The organism is Flavobacterium kochi (assembly GCF_048286715.1).
In the GTDB taxonomy this organism is placed as follows: domain Bacteria; phylum Bacteroidota; class Bacteroidia; order Flavobacteriales; family Flavobacteriaceae; genus Flavobacterium.
This window is the reverse complement of record NZ_JBLVPW010000034.1, coordinates 25759-38456: the sequence shown is the minus strand read 5'-3', so window position 1 is coordinate 38456 and position 12698 is coordinate 25759. Positions and strand designations below refer to the sequence as shown.

The 12698-nt window shown below is 31.8% G+C and carries 7 protein-coding genes and 1 pseudogene; 2 read left to right on the top strand and 6 right to left on the bottom strand.

The genetic code is table 11. The features are described from left to right. Positions 1–357: 357 nt before the first annotated feature. The 3 genes from ACNQGH_RS19885 to ACNQGH_RS19875 all read right to left on the bottom strand — a co-directional run bounded on the left by ACNQGH_RS19885 (position 358) and on the right by ACNQGH_RS19875 (position 6041). The gene (locus ACNQGH_RS19885) at positions 358–1311 is read right to left on the bottom strand and encodes a sugar phosphate isomerase/epimerase family protein (protein WP_417957760.1); all 954 of its coding nucleotides are present in this window, start codon (positions 1309–1311) and stop codon (positions 358–360) included. A 161-nt stretch (positions 1312–1472) separates the two neighbouring features. Continuing rightward, the gene (locus ACNQGH_RS19880) at positions 1473–2999 is read right to left on the bottom strand and encodes a RagB/SusD family nutrient uptake outer membrane protein (RefSeq protein ID WP_417957759.1); all 1527 of its coding nucleotides are present in this window, start codon (positions 2997–2999) and stop codon (positions 1473–1475) included. Between the two features lie 18 nt (positions 3000–3017). Beyond that, positions 3018–6041 carry a SusC/RagA family TonB-linked outer membrane protein gene (locus ACNQGH_RS19875; RefSeq protein WP_417957758.1) on the bottom strand — a complete coding sequence of 1008 codons (3024 nt, stop codon included), beginning with the start codon at positions 6039–6041 and terminating at the stop codon, positions 3018–3020. Positions 6042–6456: 415 nt separating this feature from the next. Between ACNQGH_RS19875 and ACNQGH_RS19870 the strand changes: the two genes are divergently transcribed. Then, the gene (locus ACNQGH_RS19870) at positions 6457–6600 is read left to right on the top strand and encodes a hypothetical protein (RefSeq protein ID WP_417957757.1); all 144 of its coding nucleotides are present in this window, start codon (positions 6457–6459) and stop codon (positions 6598–6600) included. A 210-nt stretch (positions 6601–6810) separates the two neighbouring features. Next, a pseudogene (locus tag ACNQGH_RS19865) lies at positions 6811–6984 on the top strand (hypothetical protein); the annotation flags it as partial. A 266-nt stretch (positions 6985–7250) separates the two neighbouring features. Here ACNQGH_RS19865 and ACNQGH_RS19860 read toward each other — a convergent pair. The 3 genes from ACNQGH_RS19860 to ACNQGH_RS19850 form a co-directional block, all read right to left on the bottom strand. Next, positions 7251–11417, bottom strand: a complete 4167-nt coding sequence (locus ACNQGH_RS19860) for a hybrid sensor histidine kinase/response regulator transcription factor (protein WP_417957756.1) — start codon at positions 11415–11417, stop codon at positions 7251–7253. 522 nt (positions 11418–11939) lie between these two features. After that, a complete protein-coding gene (locus ACNQGH_RS19855; protein ID WP_417957755.1) occupies positions 11940–12131 on the bottom strand; it encodes a transposase in 192 nt (63 codons plus the stop codon). A 90-nt stretch (positions 12132–12221) separates the two neighbouring features. Further along, positions 12222–12581 (bottom strand): hypothetical protein, encoded by a 360-nt coding sequence (locus tag ACNQGH_RS19850; protein ID WP_417957754.1) that lies wholly within the window; start codon positions 12579–12581, stop codon positions 12222–12224. Positions 12582–12698 lie beyond the last annotated feature (117 nt).

The window sequence follows — 12698 nt, the reverse complement described above, 5'->3', positions numbered from 1 at the left end:
AAAACAGTTGCAAAAAGAAAAACGCTTATAACGGATGTTTAAAATCCTGTTACAAGCGTTTTTTTATTGTCTAAAAAACGGCACTAATCAAAATAGGCGATGTTTTTCAGTGGCCTCCATTACTGAAGAGGCTTTTCAATTTATTTAATGTCCCGTCCTGAATAATATCGATACAGATTACTAGACAAAAATATTTAATTAAACACTTGTAAAAACGTTTTCTAACATTTTTGGTATAGAAAATAAACCAAAGCCAACTGTATTGATTAATGGGGTTTTGGCAAACAATTCATTTGCGTTTAATAAAGTTGTGACAGAAAACTGCGCTGTGCTTTGAAAAAAATTACGATTATAAATTTAAAGAGACTTTAAATAATCAATACTTTTTTTCAATGCTATTTCAGGAGTTTGTACCATATCTTGCTCAACGAAGAAATGCTCAACACCATTTTGTTTTGCAGCAGTAAGTATTGTTGGCAAATCCAGTACACCTTCACCACATGAAGTCATGTACTGAAAAAGACTAATCCATTGTGATGCATCGCCACCATCTCCTGCGAATCTTTTTGCTTCTTTCATGTCTTTTATATGCACCATTTTATACCTGTCTTTGTGCTTTTTGAATAATTCAACGGGATCTGCTCCACCGGCTATTGTCCAATAAAGATCCATTTCAAAATAAACCAGGCTAGGGTCAGTTTGGTCAAAAATAATATCTAATGGCATAACGCCATTCACATTGTTTAAACCATAACCATGATTGTGATAGGCAAAACGAATTCCTTCTTTCTTGGCTTCAGCACCAATCGAGTTGAATTTTTCTGCTATTCGTTTATAATCGTCCAAGGTTTTTCTTTCAGCATCCGGAATGGAAGGAAGTACCACATATTTTGCACCAATTAAATTAGCGGCTTCAGCTAATGAGCCCATTTTGGTTGATAATGTGTCCAAATCGGTATGCATGGAAGGAATACTAATGCCATTTGATTTTGCTGCTTTAAAAAAATCAGCAGCAGTTTTGTTAAAGAAGCCACTCCCTTTGAATCCTAGTTGGGGTGTAACAGCATTCCATGAAGCTTTTGCTTTTTCAGTACTGAACTCATAAGGACCAAAACATTCCACTTCTTTGTATCCCATTTTAGCTAACATAGCAAAAGCACCATCAAAGTCATTCTCTAACATTTTTGGTATAGAGAATAACCCCAAGCCTACTTTATTGATTAATGGATTTTTGGCAAACAGTTCATTTGCGTTTACTAAGGATGCTACAGAAAATAGAGCAGTGCTTTGAAGAAATTGACGACGTTTCATAGTAAATGTTTTAGAGTATTAATTTAAAAATAAAAAATAATGGAACTAATTTTAAAAGATTGGATAATCATTTTACACAAAAGTGTACTTTTTTTATAAAAAACTGCCCGAAAATCACTTTTCGGGCAGCCACCATTAACAAACAAACTTAACAAATTATATTAATAACCCGGATTTTGATCTGCAGTTGTTAGCGCTTTATTTTTAGCAATTTCTGATGCAGGAATTGGATATAAATTATTTTTAGAAGTATATCCTTTACTTGATAACTCTGCATTAGCTCTTCCCCATCTAACTAAATCCCAAAAACGCTGTCCTTCAAAAGCTAACTCCAAGAATTTTTCATTTACAATAGCGTTAAACAAATTTGCACCTGTTAAGGTCGAAGACACATCAGCTAATCCAGCTCTGTTTCTAATTTTGTTTAATTCTATTCTTGCATTGGCATCTTGTCCTTCCTTATTATAAGCTTCGGCTGCAAGCAACAATACTTCAGCAAATCTAAATAATCTCAAGTTTGTACCATAATTTGCTTCTACAACACCACCAGCGCTTGTTTCTGAAGCACGTGGAGCATATTTTGTTCTAATACCTCCTTCATAGTCCCAAGGGGTTCCTGCTTTACTTCCACCAAATGAAACAAGTTCTGCTTCACTCATTACTGTAGCTGCTTTACGTTTTACATCTCCCGCAGCATCAAACGCACTTAATATTTTTGCTGTTGGCAAGTTAAAGCCCCATCCATTTTTCAATCCAGTACCCGTCAAATTAAAGTAACCATCACCACGAGGACCCATTAATTGTATAAATATGTTACTTTCTTCACGACCAGCAAGATTTGCAGTAGTAAAAGTGTAACCTTTTGTAGTAATAAAGCCTACTTCGAATAAAGACTCTTTTCCAAATTCTGAATCTTTTAACCAAACTTTTGAAACGTCTGACTCTAAACCATGAGCGGGATTATCTATTACAGCTTTTAAATAAGGAATTGCAGCAAGCGTTTTTCCTTGAAAAACCAAAACTTTCCCTAATAATGCTTGAGCAGTCCCTTTTGAAACTCTAAAATTATTTTTAACCACGCTTTTATCCGGCAAACCAGCAATAGCAACAGCTAAATCAGCTTCTATTTGAGCATAAATTTCTGCTCTTGAACTTTTTGGTTTAGCAAAAGCTTCAGCGCTAATTGTTGTGGGATTTTCTAAACGCAAAGGCACATCTCCCCACATAGTTGTTAGCTCAAAATAACACCAAGCTCTCATAAACTTTGCTTCTGCAATTGCAAAGGCCTTATTGCTTAAGCTTCCTGCTTCAACCTTCTCTATAATAGTGTTTGCAAGTGCAATTGTTTTATATTCCTTATTCCAAACACCTTCCAAAGAGGGATTAGAAATAGATATATTTGCATAATCATCAATTTCTTGTAATTGTTTTTGATCTGTAGCAGTACCACCACCGGCATTAGCCTCATCACCCGGCAGTAGTTTAATACAAAAAGCTGAATTCCAGGCCTGATCATTATTAAATTGTACAAGGTCATACAATCCAATTAAAGCTTCTTCCGTATTACTTTCACTATTAAAGAAAGTTGTACTCTCCAGTACACCAACAGGTTTTACCTCGGTAAAATCTGAACTACATGATACAGTTATTAAAAATATAACCGCAACACTATATATTATTTTTTTCATATTTAATGTTTTATTTTATTAAAATTCAAGTGACAAACCAAGTAATATTTTAGCAGCTACTGGATAATATCCTCTATCTACTCCTATACTATTATCAGAAAAACTTCCTGCTTCAGGATCCAAACCATTATATTTAGTAAAGGTGAAATAGTCATCTAAAGAAATATAAGTTCTTAGTTTTTTCAATTTCATTTTATTAGAAACATCCTTAGAGAAATTATAACCTAATTGAATTTGTTTAATTCTCACATAAGAACCATCTTTTACAACTAAATCAGTATCGTATGCAGATGTTGCATATTGCGCAGCTGGATAAGATGCAATATCTCCTGCTTGTTGCCATCTACCCGTAAAAAATTCAATTGGGTGATTGGTAAGCGGTCTTGAAGTCTGGTGGAAAGCTTCAAAAATATCATTCCCTTGCGTACCTTGAAATCTAATGTTTAAATCAATGCCTTTATATCCAAATTGAATATTTCCTCCAAAAAGAATATCAGGGTGAGGAGAACCGATTTTTGTTTTATCGTTTGATGTAATTCCAGGAACACCATCGGTATCTACAATTTTTATTTTTCCTGTTGCAGGATCTATACCGTCAGTTTTATATCCATAGAAATACCATAATGGTAATCCTTTTTGGAAACGAGTTACACCATCATTGTTTTGCGGTGCCAGTGCACCTATTATAAAACCATTGTCACCTACATAATTAATATCGGTAACTTCATTATGCAAGGTTGACAAATTAAGGTCTATACCATAACTAAAGCCACCCGCTGTTTTATCACTGTAACCTGTTTCAAATTCAAACCCTTTATTTTCTACTGTTCCAGCATTAATAGAAGGAACTCCTACACCTAAAGATGGAGGTGCAATGATATTTCCATTTACAAGAAGTAAATTTTTAGTTGTTTTAACATAATAGTCAACTGAAAAATTCAATTTATTTTTTAATGCTCGTAAATCAAAACCTAAATCCAATTGCTCAGAACGCTCCCATTCTAATTTAGTATTTGGTAAATTCCCTGGAGTAATACCAGTTTGGCCTTCGTAAACAACTGGGACTGTTAAAGCGGTTTCTGTTGCTACAGTTTGGAATATTAAGCTGTTTATGTAAGTACTTAAATTGTTATCACTACCATTTTGTCCCCAACTAGCTCGTAGTTTTAAATAATCAATTTTCGAGCCTTCTTTCCAAAAATTTTCTTTAGATACTAACCAACCAGCAGAAGCTGCAGGAAATAACCCCGATTTTTTTGAAGTCGGAAAATAACTAGAAGTATCGTTACGCAACGAGCCTTCTAATAAATATTTACCCATATAATCATAAGAAATTCTTCCAAAAACTGAGCTTCCCCTTTTTTCAACAATACTACCACCAATTACATCATTGTTACGGTTTGCAAAGTCAAAGTATGCAAATTGGTCCGTTTGATCATGAATTTGCGCTCCGCGTAAAGAATAAAATGGACTCTTAGTTTTCTCAGATGAATACCCCAATAATCCCGTTATATTATGATTACCAAATTCTTTAGTGTAGGTCGCAAAATTTTCCCATAACCATTTTGAACTTCTTGAAATCTGATTGGTTAATGTTACAGTAGAATTTTGAGCTTCTGACGATACAACCCAAATAGGACTCCATCTATTATCAAACGTATTTGTTCTTTCATATCCGAATCTAGAGGTAAATGATAAACCTTCCGCTAAATTCAATTTAGCAAACACCGATGTTAAAATTTTATCCGTATCAATACCTCCTCTAAATGTGTAATTTGCTAATCCCACAGGGTTGACAGCCTCTCCCGTTGCATAAGTTGGGTATCCGTAAACATTCCCATTACCATCTGTCATAGCTGTTCCTGCAGCTACTCCAGCTAAAGCTCTTGCAGGTAAAGTTCCTGTATAAATTACGGGCGTTAATGGATCCATAACTAAAGCTTGAGTTACAACTCCAGCTGTTGAATTATCTTCAGTAATAGGCGAAGACCCTATATTTGAATAGGTCATATTAGTACCTATTTCTAGCCAATCATTGACTTGAGATTTAAGATTAAGTCTTCCTGTAAATCTTTTATAATTTGAATCTTTACCAACAACTCCATCTTGATCCATATAGGAGCTTGAAAAATAGAAAGACGTTTTCTCGTTCGCTCCAGAGATACTTAAATCATGTCTTTGTGTAGCGGCATTTCGAAAAGTTTCATCGATCCAATTTGTATTAATACCGTTATCAACTACCTGGGTTCTTCCTGCCTCTTGAAAATAGGTTACAAATTGAGACGCATTCATCAACTTCATATTAGACCTAACGGATTGAGTACCTAATTGAGTGCTGTAGCTAACTATTGTTTCTCCAGGCTTACCTTGTTTAGTTGTAATAATGATAACTCCATTTGCTCCTTGTGTACCATAAATTGCAGAAGATGCTGCATCTTTTAAAACCTCCATGCTTGCAATGTCATTTGGAGAAATATTATCTATAGAACTTACTTTCATTCCATCAACAATATATAATGGATCTGAATTTCCATTAGAACCAGCACCTCTAATTCTAACTTTAGAACCAGAACCTGGAGCCCCTGAAGAAGACACAACGGTAACACCTGATGTTTTACCCTGTAACACGGACTCAACACGTGCTGACGAAGAATTTTGAATATCAGCAGCACTGATACTAGAAATTGCCCCTGTTACTAAGCTTTTCTTCTTAGCCCCATAACCTACAACCACAACTTCGTCTAAAACAGCTGAATCCTCTTCCAACACTAAATTAATGGGAGATTTTCCTTTATAATTAATCTCTTGGGATTTAAAACCTATAAAAGTGAAGACTAAAACATCTCCATTCTTAGCATTGATTTCAAAAGCCCCATTAATATCTGTTTGTGTTCCTGCAGCAGTACCTTTAACCGATACATTAACACCTGGAATAGGACCTGTTTTATCGGATACAGTACCCGATACTGACTGAGCATAAATAATACTTCCAAATAATAAGAATACTGGAAGTATTAGTTTTTTTAGCAGTTTGTTTTTCATAAAATTTTGGTTTGGATTAATATTTTTTTTTGGTTAGTTATAGCACTATGAGATTTAATTTTAAAAAAAGGATCAATGTGAATAATCAAAAAATGCAATGAGAGCATCTAAATAATAGTATTTCAACAAATTAATTCCATTTAGAGAATTTAAATTCCATGGTTTGACAAATCAAAAGAAAATACAAAAACTTAAATATCAATTTTAAAGCAATGACTATAATTTTTAAAGCCATTACTTATTTAACCAACCTTTAAGCGATATTTTTATAGTCGATGCAACAATTTTTATAGTCTTAATTCCATTTTAACTATAAAATATCCCTTTACAAACGACCTACTATGATATTTCGATCCTAAAATTGATTTATTTAAATATCCAGTGACCCTCAGAAGACCTTTATTTAATTGTTTGTATGAATAGCATTGTTATTAAAGTTAGAGATGGCTCAAAAGTCATCAACAAAACCATCTTTTTAGCCTTAGACCACAACATAAAAGATAAAAAGAAGATTTGGGGATGCGGCTTGGCAAATACGAAAGCAGCAGTTTTTGGATAAATGTCTTAACCGATTTAAAAACTTGTGTTGTTCAAGACAAAAGTGTTTTTCCGAAATCCCAATCACAAATATGTGTAGTTCATCAAATTAGTAACGCTTGAAGAACCGTAAAACAATTTACTGTCGATATGAAACTATCATAATGCTACAACCAAACAAGCCACAGAGCAGGTTTTAAAAGATTTTACCGACAAATGGGAAAATAAATATTTTTATGTTCTCAAATTCTGGCACGATAACAGGGAGAAGCTCACGGTATTTTTTGACTTTCCAATTGTAATCCAAAAAAAACATTTATGCTACAATTTAATTGAAAATCTTACTGGTAAAATCCGAAATACACCAAAAACAAATTGTCATTACCTACAGGTGAGACAATTCTAAAATCAGTATTTTTTTGCTTTAAGAGAAGTAACCAAAAAATAATCCATACTGATTAAAATAGGTAAATTGTTTTAAACCAATTTACCCTTATATTAAAAAAAGGCTTCAATTATAAAATCGAAGCCTAACTTTTTAACTTGCACACTTTTGGGGAGCGTGTCGTTTTTATTACATATCCATTTCAACTTACACACTTTTTGAAATAGTGTACTTGTGGGTTTAAAAATAAGAATTCTTCACTGATTTTCTAACCGACAAAATCATCATCAAAGCTCATTTTTTTTGATTTTTACATCTGTAGGTAATATTCCAAAATAACTCTTAAAGCATTTTGTAAAATAGGAAGGGGAAGAAAATCCAGTTTTATAACATACTTCACTTATACTTACATTATCCATTTCCAAAATTTGTTTTGCTTTTTGAAGTCGAACATTTCTTAAAAACTCATTAGCGGTCTGGTTGGTGAGCACTTTAATTTTTCTATAAAACTGGCTTCTACTCAATTTTAATTGAGCTGCAAGTGATTCTACATTTAAATCCGGATTACTTATATTCTCTTTAATATAGTTTAACACTTTCTCAATAAATTCTTTATCTAAGGATAATGTTTTAATTCCCTCAGGCACTTCACTAATTAAACTAAAATATTTATTAAAAATTAACTGTCTGCTAGTTAATAACTGGGACATACGCAATTTTAACAACCTCATATCAAAAGGCTTAGCCATATAAGCATCTGCACCCATTTCAATACCTTCTATTCGATCTTCGATTTCAGTTTTGGCAGTAAGCATTAATACAGGAATATGACTTGTTCTTAAATCTTTCTTTATATTTTTACAAAAAACGAACCCATTCATTTCTGGCATCATGACATCTGTCAATATAATATCCGGAAGAAACTCATTAGCTAAATCAATTCCACTTTTTCCATTATTAGCAACTAAAACCTTGTACTCATTTTCAAATTCTTTTTTTAAATAATCTCTAAGTTCGTAATTATCTTCTACTATTAACAATGTATATTTATGTAGATTTTCATCTATATCATTTCCTTTTTCCTTTTCTATTTCAAGATATGTAAGTGGTTGTTTCTTTTTAACTTGAACCTCTATACTATCTAAAAGTATTTCACCATCATCAAAATGAGACTTGCCCATTGGCAATATGACCGTAAAAGTAGTTCCTTCACCTACTTTACTGTCAACTTCAATTTCGCCTTTATGTAACCTAACAAAATCTCGAACCAATTCTAAACCAATTCCTGTACCTCCGTAATAACTATTATTTAAATTTTCAACTTGATAAAAACGTTCAAATATTTTTTCCACTTCTCCTTTTTCAATGCCCGGACCTGTATCAGAAATAATAATTTCTACCGCTTTTACCCCCTTAGTTTTACTTACTAAAGGTAAATGGAATAACTTATCCGTTGATTGAAGATTGATATTGATTGTCCCACCATTTGGTGTAACCTTAATAGCATTTGATAGGATATTGAAAATAATTTTTTCCAACATATCTGGATCACTCCAAATTGATAGATCTGCTACATCTGAATCTAGATCAAATTCTATTCCTTTGATAGATAATTCTTCTCTAAAATGGATTACAACATCTTTAATAAAATCCACTAAATTTAATTTTACAGCTTTAACCTTTAATTTATTTGATTCAAGTTTTTTAAAATCTAATAGCTCGTTTATCAACCTATAAAGTCTATTGGTGTTTTTATGAATAATATTAAGCTTTTCTTTTGTTCTTGTTGTGAGGTTTAAGGTTTCATCTCTAATAATATCGTCAATAGAGTTCATAATTAAGGTAAGAGGTGTTCTTAATTCATGGGATATATTAGTAAAAAATTGAAACTTTTTTTCATTTAAAGACTTTTCTTGCAATCTTTTATTTTGTTCTATAATTATTTCTTTATTTTTATTCAACCTAATAAGCATCCTCTTATTAAAATAATAGCCCCCAAAAAGCAACAAAACAACATAAGAAAACAAAGCCATATTTGACTTCCACCAAGGTGGTAAAACAGTTATTTTTAGTTCTAATATTTCTTTATTCCATTTACCATCACTATTGGCAGATTTTAATTTGAATGTATAATTACCCTGTTCCAAATTTGTATAAGTGGCACTTTTTAATCTACCAACATAATTCCATGATTTTTCTAAACCTTCAAGATAATAAGCATATTGATTTTTTTCGGGTCTTGTATAGTTAATGCCTGTATATTCAATAGTAAATACAGATTGAGTACTATTTAAAGTAATACTCTTCGTCTCACCAATAGCACTTTGAAGAGGCGACCCTTTCTGATTAGCCGTAACCGTTTTATTAAATAACTTAAAGTCTGTTAAATATAACGATGGTAAAACATTATTAACTAAAATATTTGAAGGGTTGAAATAATCTAATCCAAAATAATTACCAAAATAAATGATTCCTTGTTCATCTCTAAAAGTAGCATTTCGGTTAAAATCATTAGAAAGGAGTCCATCATTTTTTGTATAACTAGTAAACCTATTGGTTTTAACGTCTAATCTTATAATTCCTGAATTTGAGCTAAGCCAAATATTTCCTTTTAAATCTCCAATAATACCCACTATATTATCGGCTTCTAAACCATTTAGTCTGTTATACCATTTAAAACTATCAGTTTTACCGTTGTATTTACACAAACCACCACCTCTTGTTCCAATCCATATTGAACCGTCTTCTCCTTCATATAGTGACCAAACGGCGTCAGTTTTTGCGTAATTTTTAAGTTCTTTAGACATCCTATTAGCCATTGATACAATAGAAAACGTATTCCCTGCTAACTTTTTAATCTTAAACAAACCTAAACTTGTTGTCGCTACCCAAAGATTACCTTTTTTGTCAACTAATATTTTAGACACGTAACTATCTGAAATACCGTGTTTTAAAAATAGCCCTGACCTGTAATTTGTAAATTTTCCTGTTTCCGGATTGAACGAATGCAGACCTTTGTCCCAACTAGCAAACCAAATAGTTCCTTCTAAATCTTCCGTAATACTGATGATATTATTGGAGGTTAAACCTCCACCTGAATTATTTACTGTGAAATTAATGAATTTTTTATCGCCATTCTTTAAAAAATATACCCCTCCATTCCAAGTACCAGCCCATATATTTTGTTTACTGTCAATAAATAATGCTTCTACGTAATTATTGGTCAGCCCCGAAAACACCTTGTTTTCTGTAGGGCCAATATGAGTATACTGACTCGATTTAGGATCAAAAATATCAATACCTCCTCCATCCATAGCTAACCAAAATTTATTAAAATGATCTTTTACAATAGCAGTAACAGAATTTATTTGTAATGAATTAGGAATGCCAGGTATACTTTCTAGATTTTCAAACTTATCATATAACTTGTCGTAAACACCAATTCCTGCATTGTAATATCCCATCCATATACGTTCATTACGATCCAAAAATAAAGACCAAATAGAATTAGATAGAATATTTTTTATTTCGTATTTACTTGATAGATAATGATTTAAAATTTTACCATTGGAGTCAATATGAAATAACCCTTCATTCTCCGTACCACACATTAAGGTTTTGTCCGGTAAAGTAATAATTGATAAAAGACGATTTTGTGAAATTTGAAAATGATTTATCTCAAATAGATGATCTTTGCTATTATCATTGCTCTTAATTTTAAATAAGCCTGTAGACACAGTTCCAATCCATATATTATTTTTTTCTATTAATAAACATTGAACAGGGTCATTAATGGACTTAAGCCCTTCTTTATTTTTAAAAACAGAACGTTTAACTGTATTTGTTTTAGCGTCAAACTCTTTAAGACCTCTATCAGTTCCAGCATATACCTTTCCCTTAGCATCTACCTTAAGCGCATTTATCGTAATAGTTGAAGTTAAGTTAGATTCTTGACATAATATTTTTTCAACCTTAAAATTATTTAAATCCATCTTGAATAATCCTAGTTCTACAGTACCAATAAATAAGTTCCCCTTCTTATCTCCTATCAAACTCTTAACCGAAACATTTCTTTTATCTTTTTTGAATTCAGATAAAAGAATTCTTTTAAAACAATCATTCTTGTAGTCGTATAAGTTGAGTCCTTCGTCTGTACCAAACCATAATCTGTTCATATTGTCAAGATAAGAACAATTGATAATATTATTACTTAATGAGGTAGGATCGTTTGGTTTGAATTTATATGTCTTGTAATCACTACCGTCAAATTTATTTAATCCAGCTCCACTGGTACCTAGCCAAATAAAACCATATCGGTCTTGAATTATTGTAGGTACACCAATTTGGGAAATGTTTTCTTTTATATTAACAAATCTATATTTTTCAATTGGTTTTTGAGCCCAAACAGCTATGGAAAACAACACTAAATAACAAACAAAAAAATTCTTTTTCATATTACAACACCCCTTTTTCAAAATAAATTTAGCTAAAATTAACACTTTAAATTTTATAAATCATTTAAATTATTGTAGCAAATTAAAATTATTATACTTTAATAAGTATTTTAGTCTATTAACTGTATCCATTATTTCGGCAACACAAATTAAATTGTGTATCGCTATTTTGGAACGGGACATTTTGTATCGCTTAAATTTTGACAGCTGTTCGCTTTCTAATTTTTCGAGTGATTTGTTTTGCTGTTTATGCAACTTTTCTTTCTTGAACTTCGTTAGGCTCACCAATTTTTTCTTGCAACTTCTGACTAGCTATTTTTATATCGTTTTGATTATCCGTATATATAATGCCCGACCCGATGGTTTGACCAATTTCTGCTAAAACAATATCTATTTTACCTTGAAGTATTTCTATATTTTTCTCAACTGCTTTTTTCCAAACAAAACTGTATCTATGCGCGTTGGCTTCTTTAAACTATTGAGTTCTAAATCAACCATCATTTCAACGAGTTGACTAAACAATTATTCAATACTTCCTTTTAATTTCTGTCCTTTGAAATCATTTATGGTTCTAAAATCAGGTTGCAAGCCTCCTGAAAGCCACATAAAACAAATATTTCCCTTGATGGCACTAGCAATTTCTCTGTAAGAATAAGTATAGTTAAATGTTTGAAAACGGGCTGCATAATCAGTATTTTTAGTTCTTAAAAACACTAATAATGAAGATTGATAACAAAAAAAAACTGCCCGAAATTACTTTTCGCACAGCCTCATTTTTTATCTTTATTCAAAATCAATTTAAGATTAAGCAATCATACTTTCCAAATCTACCGCTTTTTTCAAAAAAGCTTTGATTAATAAACGGTTTGGAGCCGTCCCGGAAGTTATAACCTGTTTTTTTGTATTGATACCTTGTGAAGAAATGGTAGTATTAGGATCTTGTTTTGAACCCATAAACCAAAGCACAAAATTCATATTATTAGAAGAAGCATTGGTAGCAACAGTATCTTGTTTTCCAACAGTAACAACTTCAATAGCATTAGCAGCAACATTCTTTTCAGCAGATTGACCAAAAACAGAAACATTAGACAGTAAAATAACGACCAACAATATAAAAATATTGCTATTCATTTTACTTTCGATATGTTTTAAAAAATGATTCATTTTATGTTTTTTTTAGTACAATTAAAAAAGATGTTCCCTTATTCTTAGACGAAACTAAATCATTAATTTTCTAATAAAAAATATTTTCGATGAACCGCCGTAATACTCGTCTAAGAG